At 66.5% G+C, this 15,438-nt stretch carries 15 protein-coding genes and 1 pseudogene; 11 read left to right on the top strand and 5 right to left on the bottom strand.

What is annotated here, in order from left to right; genetic code table 11:
* Positions 1-30: 30 nt before the first annotated feature.
* Positions 31-222, bottom strand: a pseudogene (locus A6F65_RS13040) (Flp family type IVb pilin); the annotation flags it as partial.
* Between the two features lie 196 nt (positions 223-418).
* Between A6F65_RS13040 and A6F65_RS06100 the strand changes: the two are divergent.
* Positions 419-658, top strand: coding sequence for a hypothetical protein (locus A6F65_RS06100; RefSeq protein ID WP_067786859.1), 240 nt, complete (start codon positions 419-421; stop codon positions 656-658).
* A gap of 13 nt (positions 659-671) precedes the next feature.
* Here the strand turns inward: A6F65_RS06100 and A6F65_RS06095 are convergent, their stop codons facing one another.
* Complete coding sequence (locus A6F65_RS06095; RefSeq protein WP_067786857.1) at positions 672-1,985, bottom strand: serine hydrolase domain-containing protein; 1,314 nt, start codon at positions 1,983-1,985, stop codon at positions 672-674.
* A 99-nt stretch (positions 1,986-2,084) separates the two neighbouring features.
* On the opposite strand from A6F65_RS06095, the gene A6F65_RS06090 reads away from it, so the two are divergent.
* Positions 2,085-2,306 carry a hypothetical protein gene (locus A6F65_RS06090; RefSeq protein ID WP_067786855.1) on the top strand — a complete coding sequence of 74 codons (222 nt, stop codon included), beginning with the start codon at positions 2,085-2,087 and terminating at the stop codon, positions 2,304-2,306.
* Here A6F65_RS06090 and A6F65_RS06085 read toward each other — a convergent pair.
* Positions 2,303-3,331, bottom strand: coding sequence for an A/G-specific adenine glycosylase (locus A6F65_RS06085; RefSeq protein ID WP_067786853.1), 1,029 nt, complete (start codon positions 3,329-3,331; stop codon positions 2,303-2,305). The genes A6F65_RS06090 and A6F65_RS06085 overlap by 4 nt on opposite strands.
* A 29-nt stretch (positions 3,332-3,360) precedes the next feature.
* Between A6F65_RS06085 and A6F65_RS06080 the strand changes: the two genes are divergently transcribed.
* The 4 genes from A6F65_RS06080 to smc all read left to right on the top strand — a co-directional run bounded on the left by A6F65_RS06080 (position 3,361) and on the right by smc (position 8,963).
* Positions 3,361-3,918, top strand: coding sequence for a DUF721 domain-containing protein (locus A6F65_RS06080; protein WP_067790199.1), 558 nt, complete (start codon positions 3,361-3,363; stop codon positions 3,916-3,918).
* Complete coding sequence (locus A6F65_RS06075) at positions 3,915-4,598, top strand: DsbA family protein (protein WP_067786851.1); 684 nt, start codon at positions 3,915-3,917, stop codon at positions 4,596-4,598. The genes A6F65_RS06080 and A6F65_RS06075 overlap by 4 nt, the downstream gene beginning before the upstream one ends.
* A gap of 127 nt (positions 4,599-4,725) precedes the next feature.
* Positions 4,726-5,520 (top strand): thioredoxin domain-containing protein, encoded by a 795-nt coding sequence (locus A6F65_RS06070; protein ID WP_067786848.1) that lies wholly within the window; start codon positions 4,726-4,728, stop codon positions 5,518-5,520.
* A gap of 20 nt (positions 5,521-5,540) precedes the next feature.
* Positions 5,541-8,963, top strand: coding sequence for a chromosome segregation protein SMC (gene smc / locus A6F65_RS06065; RefSeq protein WP_067786846.1), 3,423 nt, complete (start codon positions 5,541-5,543; stop codon positions 8,961-8,963).
* Between the two features lie 93 nt (positions 8,964-9,056).
* Here the strand turns inward: smc and A6F65_RS06060 are convergent, their stop codons facing one another.
* A complete protein-coding gene (locus A6F65_RS06060) occupies positions 9,057-10,013 on the bottom strand; it encodes a P44/Msp2 family outer membrane protein (RefSeq protein ID WP_067786844.1) in 957 nt (318 codons plus the stop codon).
* Between the two features lie 177 nt (positions 10,014-10,190).
* Positions 10,191-11,222: a bifunctional transcriptional activator/DNA repair enzyme AdaA gene (locus tag A6F65_RS06055; protein ID WP_067786842.1), complete on the bottom strand. Its 1,032-nt coding sequence runs from the start codon at positions 11,220-11,222 to the stop codon at positions 10,191-10,193.
* Positions 11,223-11,357: 135 nt separating this feature from the next.
* Here A6F65_RS06055 and A6F65_RS06050 point away from each other — a divergent pair, with 135 nt between their 5' ends.
* The 5 genes from A6F65_RS06050 to A6F65_RS06030 all read left to right on the top strand — a co-directional run bounded on the left by A6F65_RS06050 (position 11,358) and on the right by A6F65_RS06030 (position 15,417).
* Complete coding sequence (locus A6F65_RS06050) at positions 11,358-12,941, top strand: S1 family peptidase (protein WP_237164901.1); 1,584 nt, start codon at positions 11,358-11,360, stop codon at positions 12,939-12,941.
* Between the two features lie 22 nt (positions 12,942-12,963).
* Positions 12,964-13,515 (top strand): hypothetical protein, encoded by a 552-nt coding sequence (locus A6F65_RS06045; RefSeq protein ID WP_067786838.1) that lies wholly within the window; start codon positions 12,964-12,966, stop codon positions 13,513-13,515.
* A gap of 37 nt (positions 13,516-13,552) precedes the next feature.
* Positions 13,553-14,137, top strand: coding sequence for a hypothetical protein (locus A6F65_RS06040; protein ID WP_157093074.1), 585 nt, complete (start codon positions 13,553-13,555; stop codon positions 14,135-14,137).
* Positions 14,138-14,142: 5 nt separating this feature from the next.
* Entirely contained in the window at positions 14,143-14,694 is a 552-nt protein-coding gene (locus tag A6F65_RS06035) for a hypothetical protein (protein ID WP_067786834.1), read from the top strand.
* 159 nt (positions 14,695-14,853) lie between these two features.
* A complete protein-coding gene (locus A6F65_RS06030; RefSeq protein WP_067786832.1) occupies positions 14,854-15,417 on the top strand; it encodes a F0F1 ATP synthase subunit delta in 564 nt (187 codons plus the stop codon).
* The last annotated feature ends 21 nt before the right edge of the window (positions 15,418-15,438 follow it).

Below are 15,438 nucleotides of genomic sequence, written 5' to 3'. Positions count from 1 at the left end.
TGCCGGGTTCTGCGGAACAACAGGGGCCGCCATATTGCCGGATACGGTGGTGAAGGTTTGCGTCACACTTCCGCCAAGGAGGCTGAGCGCCTGCACCGATCCGATTGCGATCAAGCTGGCAATCAGCCCATATTCGATCGCAGTGGCCCCCTGCTCGCAAGCAAGCAGTCTTTCGAAGCTGGCACGAAGGTGCGCGATACCGGATTTGCGATCGTCTCTCATGCGTCTCCGGTAAGCCGCGACCGATTACGAATTCGTTCAATCGTCACGTTTAATTTTCCTTAACGCCGCGGTCACGTTTCCCTGTTTTGCGTTTTTTCTGAGTGACTTAACCCCGGTCTCACATGTTAACGATTGCGCGTTGGCGTAGCGGAACCGGCGCCCTGCCCCGCCCGTTGGTGGGGAAAGGAGAAAACACATGCCCGAACGCCAGAGCCTTCACCCCGACAATGAACTGATCGATGCGATGCAGGACCAGCCCACGCCCAGCCAGGGTAGCCGGTCCGGCGGCGAGGTGAGGACACGTGTCGGCACGCGCGGAGAACTCAACCGCGCCACCGATCCCGACAATCGCGAGCCGGTGGTGGGCAGCGACAATCCCGCGCAGGATGCGCAGAAGGGCCCGAAGACACAGGCCGCAATGAACAATCAGGGCTGATGCCCGCGGCGGATTACGCGGCTGGCGATCCCGCCGCCGCGTAGTCCGCATAGACTGCCTGCTGGAACTGGGCGTTCAGATCATACGCCTGGGCTGGCATATATTGCGTGTAGAGCGAGAAACGCAGGCCGCTGGTCAGGTTGACCAGGCCTGACGTGCCCGCCGCGCCGAACCAGCCATATTCGCCCTTCGTCGCGCCCTTGCCCACGCGGCCGCCGGCGCCGTGGCCGTAATTCGCCATGAAGCTATCCGCCGGGTCCATCGTGTCCGGAAAAAGGTCGCTTGTGCCCAGCGCCACGGCCTTCGCACTCATGACCCGCTTGCCCTCGATCGCGCCATAACCGGCGAGCATCTGCAGGAACCGGTCGTAATCGCGCGGCGTGCTGGCAAGGCCCGCGCCGCCGTATGGAAACGGCTGCCGGTCGAGATAGACCGAGTTGCCCGCCAGATCGACCGGGATGAGCGTGTCCCCGGCCAGGAAGTAATTGTCCGTCAGGCGCGGGATATCCGCTCCGGCCACCTGGAATCCCGTATCGACCATGCCGGTCGGCACGATGATCCGCTCCATCAGGAATTCGTCGAACGGCTGGCCCGAGACAACCTCTATCACGCGGCCCAGCAGGTCCAGGCTGACGCTGTAGGACCAGCGCGTGCCGGGCTGGTAAACCAGCGGCAGCTCCGCCAGCGCCTCGGCGAAAGCCTCCAGGCTGGCCGCAGGCTTTCCGCCGAAAGCCCCCGGAGGCGCGGCGCGGCTGATCGCACCCGGCACGATTCCGTTTTCCATGTAAGCCTTGGCCAGCGCGCCCTGCTGCACGATGTTGTAGCCGAAGCCTGCCGTGTGCGTCAGCAGGTGACGGATCGTGATCGGCCGCACCGCAGGCTCGAGGTTATCTTCGGTAATCGCGCCATCGTATTCGCGCTGCACCTGCATCTCGGCGAAGGCAGGAAGGATGTCCGCCAGCGGCTGGTCCAGCTGCAGCTTGCCTTCGTCCACAAGGATCATCGCAGCCATGCCCGTGACCGGCTTGGTCATGGAATAGATGCGGTAGAGCGAATTGCTGTCCGCCAGCGTATCGCGCAGCAGGCCCAGCCGTCCATGGGCGATGGATACGGGGGCGTGCTGCCCCTGCCCCATCATGGCGACCATGTTAGCCACCTTGCGCCCCTCGACATAGCCGGACAGCAGCGCATCGACCGTGGGCCAGCTCCGCATGGTGCTGGCGAAAGCAGCACGCGGCAGGGCCCCGGCAGCCAGCGCGCCCGCGCCAATGGCAGCCCCGGTGCGAAGCAGGCCGCGACGGGTGATGGGGGCGTGGCGGATGGTCATGGCAGGTGTTCTCCAGCGAATTTCGCGTATCGTTAGCGGGGCAGGCCGCCGCGCGGCAAGCATCTTGAAATTGCCTGCTGTGTTAGCCATATATAACACATGCTGAACATCGTCTCGATCCTGCTGGGGATCATCTCGCTCATCATCGTCATTCCCTCCACCATCCCGCTGCTGGGATGGGGCAACTGGTTCGCGCTGCCACTGATCGTGGCGGGCATTGCAGCCGGCGCCTTGTCCCAGAGCAATGGCGGGCGCAATTTCTGCCTGATCGTGGGCCTGATTGCGGTCGTGCGCCTGTCGCTGGGCGGCGGGTTTATCTAACGGCTTGCGAGGACGAGCCGCGCCGCCTTCGCGAACAGCGTGGGCAGGCCGGCGTCTTCGATCTCCGCGACCGGCCACCATTCGCCCTTGGGCGTGGTCGGTGCCTTGCCGGATAGCTCCTGCACAGCCAGCTCCACGGTGAAGTGGGTAAAGCCATGCGTCACCGTGCCGCGCGGATGCCACTCGCCCGCGACCGGCGGCTCTGTGCTGCCGTCGCCCTTCGCTGACCAGCCATCGTCCGGCAGTGCGCGCATGCCACCCAGCATGCCCGTGCCCTGCCGCGTCACCAGCAGCACCTTGCCGTCCCGCTCCATCCAATAAGCGCAGCCCTGCCGCACCGGTCTCGCCTTCTTTGGCGGCTTGAACGGCAAGGCTTCCGGCTCGCCTGCCGCATAGCCTGCACAATCCTCCCGCAAAGGGCAAAGCAGGCACTTCGGCGCGCGGGCCGTGCAGATGGAGGAGCCGAGATCCATCATCGCCTGCGCGAAATCGCCCGCACGCGTCTCCGGCGTGATCGTGTCCGCCGCCGCGCGGATTGCCTTGCGCGACGCCGGTAGAGGCTCGCGAATATCGAACAGGCGCGAGATGACCCGTTCCACATTCGCATCCACCACCACCGCTCGCCGCCCGAACGCGATCGCGGCGACAGCGGCTGCCGTATATGCGCCCAGCCCCGGCAATTCGCGCAGGCCCGCCTCGGTATCCGGGAAGCCGCCCCGATCCGCCACGGCGCGCGCGGCCTTCACCAGGTTCCGGGCGCGGGAATAGTATCCCAGCCCCGCCCAGGCGGCCATCACGTCCTCCTCCGGCGCGGCGGCGAGCGCCTCGACCGTTGGCCAGGTGGCGGTGAATTTCTCGAAATAGGGCTTCACTGCGGCGACAGTGGTCTGCTGCAGCATCACTTCGGACAGCCATACGCGGTACGGGTCCGCCGCCGCGTCGCTTCCGGGCGGAATGCGCCAGGGCAGGTCACGCGCATGCCGGTCATACCAGTCGAGCAATCGGGTGGCGGTGCTGGAAGTCACGCCGCGCCTATGGCATGGCCGCGCTTCCGATGGAACGCGAGACTCCTCCCAAGCCCAAACGCACCGCGAAGGCAAAGGCGCGCAAGTCGCCCAAGCCCTACGAGCGTCCGCGCGGCGGACCGGCCAAGGCCATCAGCGACATCATGCCGCAGATCGGCCGCGCCGCCTTCCGCCGCTTCGGCTTCGTGCAATCGAGCGTGGTCACGCGCTGGCCGGAAATCGTGGGCGAACGCCACGCCCGCGTCTGCGCGCCGGAGGCGATCCGCTTCCCGCCGGGCGAGAAATCCGATGGTATCCTCCAGCTGGTGGTCCTGCCCGCCCATGCGCCCATCATCCAGCATGTGATCCCGGAAATCATGGAGCGGGTGAACCGCTTCTTTGGCTACAAGGCCGTGGCGCGGGTGAAGATGCGGCAAGGTGCGGTTAAGCCGCCATCTGGTGTGGAGAAACCCAAGGCACCGCCAAGCCTGAAGCCGATCCCGATGGAACTGGGCGAAAGCCTGCGCGACATCGGCGATCCGGAACTGCGCACGGTGCTGGAATCGCTCGCCCGCAGCCTGGGTGACAAGGAAGACAAAGACCAATGAAGACTTTTGCATATGCCGCCGCAGCCGCTTTGGCTTTCACCGCCGCGCCCGCCATGGCGCAGGACTGGTACGCCGCGCAGGTGGAAACCGAAACCGGCCACCGCGTGGGCAATCCGGAAGCGGAAGTCCAGCTGGTGGAATTCATCAGCTACACCTGCCCGCATTGTGCGCATTACGCCCATGATGCGGACGCCGTGATGCAGCTGCAATATATCCCCACCGGCAAGGTGGCGGTGGAAGTGCGCCCCTTCATCCGCAATCCGGTGGACCTGGCCGCCAGCCTGCTGGCCGGCTGCGGCGATGCGGACAAATTCTTCGGCAATCACCGCGCGATCCTGTCACGGCAGGAGGTCTGGCTGCAGAAGGCGATGGACGCCAGCCCGGCGCAGACCGCGCGCTGGGGCAGTGGCAGCCTTGGCAGCCGGATGCGTGCCATTTCCAGCGACTTGGGGTTCTACGACATCATGGAGAGCCGCGGATATTCCATCAGCGAGGCGGATGCCTGCCTGTCTGACGAAACTGCAGCCCAGTCCATTATCGGCACGACGCAGGACGCGGCGGATCGCCTTGGCGTGCCGGGTACGCCCAGCTTTGCCCTGAACGGCTCACTTCTGCAGGGCGTACACACCTGGCCTGCGGTGAAGGCATCGCTGGACAAGGCATTGACGCCGGAAGACTGACGCCCCACCGAATTAACCTTCCCGAACCGAAAAACTGTGCACAAGCGGCGGCCCGAAGACTATACGCCTTGCCGCTGCCCCGTGTTGCGGTAGCCTCCCCCATTCCCTGAATCGGATTGATCGAGCCATGAACACCACCTCCTCCACCGCCCTTCGCTCCCGCATCCGCATGGCCGCCATTGGCGTGCCGTTGGCCCTGGCGCTCGCCGCATGTGGCGGATCGGACGATGCCGACGGCGCTGCTGCCGGCACCATCGCGCAGGGTGAAGTTGCCGAGGCGGTGGCCGCTCCGGAAGGTTCGCAGTGGATCGACGTCGTCTCCCGTACCGAAACGGGCGGCTGGCTGATGGGTAACCCCGATGCGCCGATCAAGCTGATCGAGTATGGCTCGCTGACCTGCGGCGCCTGCGCGGCCTTCACCGCCGAAGGGGCCGAACCGCTCAAGAGCGATTACGTGAACACGGGCCGCGTGTCGTTCGAACTGCGCAGCATGCCGCTGCACGGCGCGATCGACCTTGTGCTCACGCGGATGCTGGAATGCGCTCCGGTGGAAGCCGGCCCCGCCCTGGCAGACCAGGTGTGGCTGAACCTTCCCGAAGTCTATGGCGGCTTCCAACAGAACATGGAGGGCGCTCAGCAGGCCCTGACACTGGCCCCGGAAGAGCGGCTGGTGCAGTTTGCGGAGCGTACCGGCTTCCTTGATTTCTTCGCTGCTCGCGGGATCGGCAAGGATGCGGCGCGCACCTGTCTGGCCGATGCCGATGCAGCCGAAAACCTCGCCAACACGCTGCAAAGCGCGGCGGAGGCCGACAATATCAACAAGACACCGACCTTCCTGATCAACGGCACGCAGGTGGAAGCCTCGCGCTGGTCGGAACTTGAGCCCCTGCTGCAACGCGCCGGCGCGCGCAGCGGCGAGTAAGCGGTAAGGACCGCCCGCCGATGCAGTTCCGCAAGCTCAAGCTGACCGGCTTCAAGAGCTTCGTGGAGCCTGCGGAGCTGCGGATCGAACCGGGCCTGACGGGCGTCGTCGGCCCCAATGGCTGCGGCAAATCCAACCTGCTGGAAGCGATCCGCTGGGTCATGGGCGAAAACTCGCCCAAGTCCCTGCGATCGGGCGGGATGGAAGATGTCATCTTTGCCGGGACGGAACGCCGCCCGCCGCGCGATTTCGCCGAAGTCGTGCTGCAGGCGGTGGACAGCGAAGGCGAGGAGCTGGACGTCACCCGCCGGATCGAACGCGGCGCGGGCAGCGCTTACCGCGTGAACGGGCGGGACGTGCGGGCCAAGGACGTGGCGCTGACCTTTGCCGATGCGGCGACCGGCGCGCACTCCCCCGCCCTCGTCAGCCAGGGCAAGATCGCCCAGGTCATCGCCGCCAAGCCCACCGAACGGCGCATGATGCTGGAGGAAGCGGCCGGGATCGCGGGCCTGCATGTCCGGCGCAAGGATGCCGAGAGCAAGCTGCGCCAGACCGAGGCGAACCTCGCGCGGCTGGAAGATTTGATGGCGGGCCTCGACAGCCAGATGGCGAGCCTGCGGCGTCAGGCCAAGCAGGCCGAACGCTACAAGAAGCTGACCGACGAGATCAAAGTGGCCGAGGCCCGGCTGGTCTTCGCCCGCTGGCGCGACGCCGCCGCTGCGGCGGAGGACGCGCGCGAGGTTGCCAAATCTGCCGATGCGCGGGTGGCGGCGGCGAAAGCTGCCGCAGACGAGGCACAGAAGGCGCAGCATGGGCTCGCGGCAAAGCTGGCCGAGGCGCGCGAGGAGCTGGCTGACCGGCGCGACGATGCCAGCGCGCATGGCCACCGCATGGCGGCCCTCACCACCCAGCTGGAAGCGGCTGAGGAGCGGCTGGCCGACCTCGACCGCCAGAAAGCGCGGCTGGAGGAGGATCGCGGCGAAGCCGACCGCATGACGCGCGATGCCGCCGATGCCATGAAGCGGCTGGCCGCTGAACTCGCCGCGAACGAAAAGCAGCTCAATGCCGACGAAGCCGAACGGCCGCAGCTGGAACGCGGTGCGGAAAAGGCCGAACAGGCCGGCCGCGCGGCGGAACTGGCGCTGGCCAAGGCTACGGCAGAGCACGCCGGCGTCGAGGCCGAATGGCGCGTTGCCCAGAGCGAGGTGACGCAGGCAGAGCAGCGCCTGGAGCGGGCCGATGCGGAGCTTGCGCGGCATGCGGCAGCCAAGAGCGAACTGACTGGCGGCAGCGATCCCGAAGCGGCCGTGGCCGAGGCAAAGGCCGCCGCCGACGCTGCGGCCTCGCGGCTGGTGCGGCTGCGTGCCGATTTCGAGGCAAAGCAGGCCGAGAAGGACGACCTCGCCGAAGCGCGCGATACCGCGGCCAGCACGCTGTCTTCCGCCCGCGCCGAACTGGCCGGGGTGGAACGCGAATTCCAGGCGCTTGAGCGTGACCGCGAGGCCCGCGCCCGCCAGCAGAAGGGCAAGCACGGCCTGCCGCCCGCGCTGGACAAGGTCCGGGCAGAAGCAGGTTACGAACGCGCGCTGGCCGCGGTGCTGGGCCGCGATGCCAAGGCCGGGCTCGGCAGTCCCGATGGCGCGGTGGACGGGCGTTTCTGGACCGGCCGCGAGGCTCCATCCCGCGTTACCGGCAGCCTGGCCGACCACGTTCCCGATTGCCCGCCGCAGCTCGCCGCGCGCCTCGCGCTGGTGCATGTCGCAGATAGTGACGATGGCCGCAGGCTGGAGCCGGGCGAATGGCTGGTGACGAAGGACGGCGCCCTGCGCCGCTGGGACGGCTTCATCGCGCGCGGAGAAGGTGCGTCGGAAGCCGCGCGGCTGGAGGCGGCAAACCGCCATGCCGAACTGGCCGAGCTGGTGCCGGACCTGCGCTCCGCCGCTGCCTCCGCCGAGACCTCGCACACACAGGCGCAGGATGCGCTCTCCACGCTCCAGCGCGAGCTGGTGGCAATGGAGCGCGACGTCGGCCAGGCCGCCGAAGCCGAGCGCCATGCCCTGCGCAGCCTCGACCAGGCGGAATCCGCTCGCGAACGCCATGCCGCCCGCCTCGCCGAACTGGCCGATGCGGAGCAGGACCTCGCCGCTCGCAAGGATAGCGCCGAAAAGGAACTCGCCACCGCGAAGGAACGCCACGCCGCCTTGCCCGAACCCGAGACCGGGCGCGCGCGGCTGGACGCAGCGCAGGCCAAGCACGAGGCGGCCCGCTCCGCCCTGCAGGCCGCGACCGCCGCGCTTGCGAGCCACGACCAGTCGCTCGCCGTGGCGCGCGAACGCGTCACCGCCCAGCGCGCCGATATCGCCGGCTGGCAAGCCCGCGCGGGCGAGGCGGCGCGCAGGCTGGCCAGCATGGAGCAGCGCTTCGAGGATATCGCCGGGGAACGCGCCGTCGTGGCCGCCAAGCCGGAAGGCCTGCAGCGCGAGATCGAACAGGGCGACACCGTGCGCGCGCGCATCTCCGAGGAACTGGCGAAGGCTGAGGCCGCGATGGCCGAAGTCGAGGCCCAGGCGCGCGAGGCCGACCGCGCATTCTCTGCCGCCAACGAGGGACTGGCCGAAGCGCGCGAAGGCCGCGCCGGGGCCGCCGCCCGGGCCGAGAACGAAGAAAGCCGCCGTGAGGAGATGGCCCGCATCTCCGGCGAACGTTTCCAGTGCCCCCCTCCCCTGCTGGGCGACCGCTTCGGCTTCGACGCCGAAGAGGTGAAGAACGCCGGCCTGGAAGGCGAGGACATGGAGCGCCTGACCGCCAGCCGCGAGCGGATTGGCCCGGTCAATCTGGTCGCTGCCGACGAACTGGCGAAGATCGAAGGCGAGCACGGATCCAGCGCCGCCGAACAGGCCGAACTGGTGGAAGCGGTAAACCGCCTGCGCGGCAGCATCGGCAACCTCAATCGCGAGGGCCGCGAGCGCCTGCGCGCCGCATTCGAGGAAGTGGACGGCCACTTCCGCCGCCTGTTCACGCGCCTGTTCGAAGGCGGCAAGGCACATCTGGAACTGATCGACAGCGACGATCCGCTGGAGGCTGGCCTGGAGATCTTCGCGCAGCCGCCGGGCAAGCGCCTGCAATCGCTGAACCTGCTATCGGGCGGCGAGCAGGCCCTGACGGCCACCGCGCTGATCTTCGCGCTGTTCCTGACCAATCCGGCGCCGATCTGCGTGCTGGACGAAGTCGACGCGCCGCTGGACGACGCCAATATCGATCGCTTCTGCGACCTGCTCGATTCCATGGTTGCCGATACGAAGACCCGCTACCTGATCGTGACCCACAACGCCGTGACCATGAGCCGGATGCACCGCCTGTTCGGCGTGACCATGGTGGAAAAGGGCATCTCCCGCCTCGTCAGCGTGGATCTGGGCGAAGCGGAACTGATGGCCGCGCAGTAACGCAAGCCAGGCCTGCGACCACAGCTCACCAGATGCAAAAGAAAAGGGCGCCGCAATCGCGACGCCCTTCCCTGTTTTCAGTGATCCGATGGATCAGCCGCGTTCGCCAACGGGCGAGACTGCGGGCGGCGGAGGCACGGGGCAATCCTGTGCAACCGGGATGCGCGAGCCGTCATAGCACGTCTTCATCATCGGAGCCGGCGGGGGCGGCGGCGGGGGCGGCGGCGGGGTCGGTGCGACACGGACCGGCGGCGGCGGTGCCACCACGGGTTCCGGTTCGCCGCCAAAGCCGAAGCGCAGGCCGACGCTCACGATCTGCTGCTTGTTCTCGACATCGAGATAGCCGGGCAGCAGCTGGTTGTTGAAGCGGTTCTCATCGAAGCCGGCACGGTAGGTGTACTGGCCATACAGGTCGACATTGTCGGACACGGCGAACGCCAGACCGGCAAATGCCTGCCATGCGAAACCGTCTTCATCACCGTCGATCACGGTCACGCCGGAGGGCTGGTAGTTCACGTCGGTGAACTGGTAGCCGACACCGCCGCCGACGAACGGCTTGATGCTGCCGGCCGGGATGTCATAGGCGATGTTCAGGAACGCGCCGTAATTGCTGACATCGCCGCGTCCGTCAGCCAGCACCTGGCCCACGGTCGGGTTGGCCGCACTGGCCGCGCCGCGCGTCAGGACTGCGACATCGAGCGCATCGATATTGGTGCCGCCAACGGTCAGGCCGCTGTGCGTATCGACATCGTACTGGTTGTAGAACGGTTGCACTTCGATGCGGAAACCGTTGTCGAACTTGTAACCGACGGCGACGGAAGCTTCCCAGCCATCGTCGAATTCGGTGTTGAAGCCAACGGCCGTGCCAGCGGGAATCGCCGGGAACGTGCCGCCGACACTTGCCGGGACGGCAGTGTCGATTTCGCCGGTATTGTCGGAATCATCCGGCATAACCCAGCCGCCGCTTACGCCGACATAGGGACCGTCAGCCTGTGCGACACCGGGAACTGCCAGCGCCAGTGCAGATGCACCAATCAGAAGTTTCTTCATAATATACTCCATTCATCTCTTGTCCTGTCCCCGGAGACATGCCGAAGCATGGCGACCCGGCACCCCGAACCGGACACGGTTCCCGCCGTTTGGAGCTTCAATGAGCAGGCGCGCAGGCAGTTCCAGCTTAAGCCAGAGGGTTGCCGATTGTTGTATTTGGGTGACAGTGGCGGGGTGCTACTCGCCCGCTTCGCGGCGCAGCAATTCGGCCTTTATTTCAGTCCCATAGGCATAGCCGCCCAAGCCGCCATCGGCCGCGATCACGCGGTGGCAGGGGATCAGGACGGCGATGTTGTTCGCCCCATTGGCGCTGCCAACCGCGCGGCTTGCGCCCGGTTTTCCAAGCGCTGCCGCCTGCTGTCCGTAAGACCGCGTCTCTCCCGGCGGAATTTCCCGCAGCGCCCGCCAGCACGCCTGCTGGAACGCCGTGCCTTTCACATCGAGCGGGATATGCGCGCCCGCCGCTTCGGACGGGTCCTCGACCGCAGCAGTGATCTCCTCGAACAGCGCGCGAAAGGCCGCACCGGCTTCGCGCAGCTGCGCGTTCGGGAAACGCGCCTGCAATTCCGCCTCACCTTCGTTGAAGCTGAGACAGCACACACCCGTCTCGGTCGCGGCGACCAGCATCTCGCCCAGCGTCGTTGGAACAATCGCGTAATGGATTTCGCGGCCCTCGCCGCCATTCTTCCAGTCGCTCGGCGTCATGCCCATCTTTCCCTCCATCGCGGCATAGAAGCGGCTGGGCGCTTCATAGCCTGCATCGTAGATCGCGTCGCTCACCCGCTCCGCCCCGCCCAGCGCCTGCTTTGCACGCTCATCGCGCAGGGCGCGGAAATAGGCGGCGGGCGACATGCCCGTGGCGCGCTTGAAGATGCGCTGCAAATGGCTTGGCGAATAGCCGGTCGCCTTGCCGAGCTTCTCCAGCGATACCGTGGTTTCGGCTTCGCGGATCAGGGCAATTGCCTGCAGCACGGCTGCCTCCTCCCGGCTCTGGTCATGCGGCGCGCAGCGCTTGCAGGGGCGCAGCCCGGCCGCCTCCGCTGCCAAGGGGCCGGCATAGAATTGCACATTCTTGCGATGCGGCGTGCGCGCGGCGCAGCTGGGGCGGCAATATATGCCGGTGGAATGCACGCCGGTGACGAAGCGCCCGTCCCACGCCCGGTCGCGGCGCAGCACTGCCGCCCACATCTCGTCTGCGTCATGCTCCATCGCCGGGGATGATAGCCTTTTTGCTGCCGGAGTGCATGCCATGGCCTGTTCCTTTCGACCGCAATCTTGTGACAATCGCTGACAGGGTGCGTCCCGAAGCTTGCGCTCAAAGCGAAACAGGGCGAAAAAGCCGTCATGGACAGGGAACGGGGACGGGCTGCCGGCCGGTGGCTGGCAATGGTGCGCATCGCGCTGGCTGCGGCAATACTGGTGCTGGTGCCCTCTGCTGCCCATGCCGATCCCGCCGATATCAGCGCCGCAGCGCGCGGCGTGGTCCGCATCGTGATCGTGGAGGAGGAGAACGGCCGCCTCTTCCCGGTCAGCCACGGAACCGGCTTTGCTGTCACGCCGGAACGCATCATCACCAACGCCCATGTCGTGGCCGAAGCGCGCGACGATGCCACGCTGGCCATCGGCATCGTGCCGTCCGACGGCGGGGAGCCGGTCTATGGCCGGCTGATCGCTTACAGCCCGCGCAACGACCTGGCGCTGATCGCCACCACCGCGGACATGGACCTTCCGCCGCTGACGCTGGCCGGCAATGCCTCGGTCGACTCCGGGCCGGTCGTCTCCATCGGTTATCCCTTCAATGTCGATGCCGCGCAGGGCCTGCAGATGGCCGACTTCTTCCGCCCGCAGCCGCCGGTAAAGGCCAATGGCACGCTGTCCGGCCGCCGCCCCAGCCGCCGCTTCGACACGCTGCTGCACACCGCCAGCATCGCGCGCGGCAGCAGCGGCGGGCCGCTGGTGGACGAATGCGGACGCGTGCTGGGCGTCAATTCCTTCGGCACCAATACCGGCGGGCCGGATGCCGAGTTCTTCTTCGCCGTGTCCATGAAGGAACTGCTGCCCTTCCTGCGTGCGAACGAAATCACCCCGCGCATCAACTCCATGCCGTGCCGCAGCCTTGCCGAGCTGGAGGCCGAGGAACGCGACCGCGCAGAGGCCGCCCAGCGCAAGGCGGAAGCTGAGCAGCAGGCCAGCGCCGAGGCCGATGCCCGCCGCCGCGCTTCCATGCGCGAGGATGTGCGCTTTGCCGTCATGGCAGAGCGGGAGAACGGCATGGCGCTCGCCTTCCTGCTGCTGGTCGCGGCGCTGGGCGCGGGCGGCGTTGCCGTGTGGGGCCATGCAGCCGGCGCCAGCCGCCAGCGCGCCATAGCGGGCGGCATCGCCCTGGTGGCGCTTGCGGGCGGAGTCATCGCATGGCTCTCGCGCCCCGCTTATGCCGAGATAGACGACCGCCTGCAGGACCGGCTGCGCGAGGAAATGGCCAGCGCCAATGCCGGCGTGATCGACGAAGGCGTCGTCACAGGCGCGGCGCAGTGCCGCCTGGTGCCGGAACGCAGCCGCGTGACCGGGCAGGCCGCCGCCAGCGTGCAGTTCGACTGGGATGCAGGCTGCGTGAACGGCCGCACACAATACGGCCTGGCCGATGGCCGCTGGAGCCGGGCCTTCGTGCCGAACGAGGATGCGGTGGTATCCGTCAATTCCTACGACCCGGACACGGGGGAGTACCGCAACGATCGCTACCTGCTGGGCCGCGAAGCCATGGCCCAGGCGCGCAAGGCGCGTGGCAGCTACAAGGCCCCCGCCTGCCCGGCAGACGAAGCAAGCGCCCGTTCATTCGGTGAACGGCAGAAGGCCGTCCTGTCGCTGCTGCCGCAAAGACCCAATGAACGCGTGGTCTATGACTGCGATGTCGCAGCCTCATCCAAGTGAACCAGAACGGAATATTATCGCCATGTCTAAGCTGAACACCCTCCTGACTCTCGCCGGGTTCACCGCCAGCCTGGGCTTCGCCGCGCCCGCCGCGCAGGCGCAGGTTCCAGATGGCATGTATAAGAGCAAGGTCGGCGAATATTCGATCCAGCCGGTCGCAAGCGAGCGTCTGTGCGGTGCCATCCGCAGGTGGAATCACCCCGAATATGGCGAAATCCAGCTCATGCTGCTCGATTACGCGGACGAGGATTACCGCGTGCTCTCCCTGACCCGCGGCGTTGTGCCACAAGGGCTGGAAGTGGGCCGCGTGAACCTGGAACTGATCTTCCTCGACAATGGCGATACGCAGCTCGACCGCAGCTGGGGACAGCGCCTGTTCGGATACCAGACCCGCGAAGAGAAGGCGTTTTTCGTCTCGCAGTTCGACGGCGAGGATGATGTCGCCATTGGCGAGGACCTGGCGCAGAGCCGCGCCCTCGGCCTTTATAACGGTGATGACCTGCTGCTGGCCGTGCCGCTCGAAGGGCTGCCCGAGGCAGTCGTCCAGTTGGAAGGCTGCGTGGCCAGCCTGTGACGGTAGCCGGTCACCTTGGTCAGGAGCACCCATTCCGATGAGCACCCACCGTGGCATGATCATGGGCCCGCTTGCCCTGGCCCTTGCCGCTGCAATTCCGGCGTCGGCTTCGGCGCAGTCGGAATTCTATGCCGAGGCGCCGCCCTTCACCATCCATAGCGAACGGGAATCCCACGCCTGCTCCATGGCCAACAGCTGGCAGCACCGCGACGCGGGAACGATCATGTTGATCGTGCTGGAATCCGGCGAAGGCGAGGACGAGTTTTCCTCCATCGCCTTCACGATAGAGGAATCGCGCAAGCCAGCAGGCGAAAGCGGGACGCAGGACCTGGCGATCTATTTCCTCGACAATGACGGCGTGGAGATCGATGCCGGCTGGGGCGAACGCGAGTTCATCTACCAGCCTGATGGCGAGCTCGGGAAAGGCCACCTGTTCCTGTTCAATTTCTATGGTGACCAGAACCGGACGCAGGCCATGGCCGATATTTCCAACAGCAAGGCCGTGTCCTTTTACATGGACGGAGAACTTCTGGCGGCCATGCCGCTGGAAGGGGCCGGCCCTGCGGTTGAATTGCTGAAAGAATGCGCCGCCAACCTGACCACACCTCAAGACGGGACCTGAAGACGATGACGAAACTGCCATTCCTTGCCGCCGCCGCAATCGCCGCGGCCAGCCTCACCTTTTCGGCCCCTGCTTCGGCGGAAACCGAAATCTACAAGGCCAGCGACACCTTCTCCGTCATGCGCACGGAAGAGGACCGGACCTGCGGCATGATCCAGCTTTGGGAGACCGACCAGTTCGGCAAGCAGACGCTGATGCTGTATGACGATGCCGACCAGGAGAACGGCGATCTCGTCATGCTGTTCGTCACCAATGCCGATACGCTGCCCGAAGGGCGCGGCAGGGCCGACCTCGCCATGGATTTCGTGACCTCGGATTCCTCCGATGGCAGCGGCTCATGGGGCACACGCTCTTTCGGCACGATGAGCGCTGACGATGGCCGCCACCGGGTGATGATCATGCTGCAGGGCGAAGATCGTCGTCGCCTGCGTTCCGACATGGCGAGTTACGAGGCCGTGGGCTTCCACCATGGCGAAACCCTGCTGGCGGCATTTCCGCTCAACGGGGCAAAGGAAGGTATCGCTGCGCTCGAAGAATGCCTCGCCAGTTTCGACTGACGCACCGTCCGGCCTGCAGGCCGGTTTGAACACCCCTTCGGGTTGCACTGGTGTGAACCCGGTGCTAGGCGCGCGCCAGCCCTGCCGGGGAGCCTTTTGTGCGCCCCGGGCAAGGCAGTCGACAATTCCGTCTACTCGGACCCAAGAGGACCTTCGCGCGTGGAGCTTTCCGCCGGTATTCAGGCCAGCCTATCCGGGCGTTACGCCAGTGCTTTGTTCGATCTCGCGAGCGAGGCGGGAACCGTCACGGCCGTCGAATCGGATCTCGACAAGCTTGATGCGGCGCTGACCGAATCGGCTGACCTCAAATCCCTGATCGGCAATCCGGAAGTCAGCCGCGGCCAGCTTGGCAGCGTGATGGCCGGCATCGCCGACCACCTCGGCCTGTCCGAACTGACCCGCAATTTCCTGGGCACGCTGGCGAAGAACCGCCGCGTGTCGCAGTTGCCCGCGATCATCCGCGCCTTTTCCGCCATCGCCGCCGCCCAGCGCGGCGAAGTGACGGCCGAAGTCGCCAGCGCCCACGCGCTGACGGACAAGCAGCTGTCCGACCTGGAACAGAAACTGCGTGCCCGCGAAGGCCGCACCGTCAAGCTGAAGCCCCGCGTCGATCCCGACCTGCTGGGCGGCCTTGTCGTCACCATCGGTTCAAAGCGTATCGACAGCTCGATCCGCACCCGCCTCAACACTCTTGCACAAGCTATGAAAGCCCCCGGCGCGTAAGCGCTGGCAGCGAAAGGTAAC

This window comes from Paraurantiacibacter namhicola, from assembly GCF_001687545.1.
Lineage (GTDB): Bacteria > Pseudomonadota > Alphaproteobacteria > Sphingomonadales > Sphingomonadaceae > Paraurantiacibacter > Paraurantiacibacter namhicola.
Note: the sequence above shows the minus strand (reverse complement) of the source record. Positions and strands in the feature narration are given on the sequence as shown.

What these genes read in the sequence shown, in the direction of transcription:
- A6F65_RS06060 (WP_067786844.1), bottom strand. Translation starts at nt 10,013, where the DNA reads ATGAAGAAACTTCTGATTGGTGCATCTGCACTGGCGCTGGCAGTTCCC.
- A6F65_RS06035 (WP_067786834.1), top strand. Translation starts at nt 14,143, where the DNA reads ATGACGAAACTGCCATTCCTTGCCGCCGCCGCAATCGCCGCGGCCAGC.
- A6F65_RS06050 (WP_237164901.1), top strand. Translation starts at nt 11,358, where the DNA reads ATGGACAGGGAACGGGGACGGGCTGCCGGCCGGTGGCTGGCAATGGTG.
- A6F65_RS06100 (WP_067786859.1), top strand. Translation starts at nt 419, where the DNA reads ATGCCCGAACGCCAGAGCCTTCACCCCGACAATGAACTGATCGATGCG.
- A6F65_RS06045 (WP_067786838.1), top strand. Translation starts at nt 12,964, where the DNA reads ATGTCTAAGCTGAACACCCTCCTGACTCTCGCCGGGTTCACCGCCAGC.
- A6F65_RS06080 (WP_067790199.1), top strand. Translation starts at nt 3,361, where the DNA reads ATGGAACGCGAGACTCCTCCCAAGCCCAAACGCACCGCGAAGGCAAAG.
- A6F65_RS06055 (WP_067786842.1), bottom strand. Translation starts at nt 11,222, where the DNA reads ATGGAGCATGACGCAGACGAGATGTGGGCGGCAGTGCTGCGCCGCGAC.
- A6F65_RS06040 (WP_157093074.1), top strand. Translation starts at nt 13,553, where the DNA reads ATGAGCACCCACCGTGGCATGATCATGGGCCCGCTTGCCCTGGCCCTT.
- A6F65_RS06070 (WP_067786848.1), top strand. Translation starts at nt 4,726, where the DNA reads ATGAACACCACCTCCTCCACCGCCCTTCGCTCCCGCATCCGCATGGCC.
- A6F65_RS06095 (WP_067786857.1), bottom strand. Translation starts at nt 1,985, where the DNA reads ATGACCATCCGCCACGCCCCCATCACCCGTCGCGGCCTGCTTCGCACC.
- A6F65_RS06090 (WP_067786855.1), top strand. Translation starts at nt 2,085, where the DNA reads ATGCTGAACATCGTCTCGATCCTGCTGGGGATCATCTCGCTCATCATC.
- smc (WP_067786846.1), top strand. Translation starts at nt 5,541, where the DNA reads ATGCAGTTCCGCAAGCTCAAGCTGACCGGCTTCAAGAGCTTCGTGGAG.
- A6F65_RS06075 (WP_067786851.1), top strand. Translation starts at nt 3,915, where the DNA reads ATGAAGACTTTTGCATATGCCGCCGCAGCCGCTTTGGCTTTCACCGCC.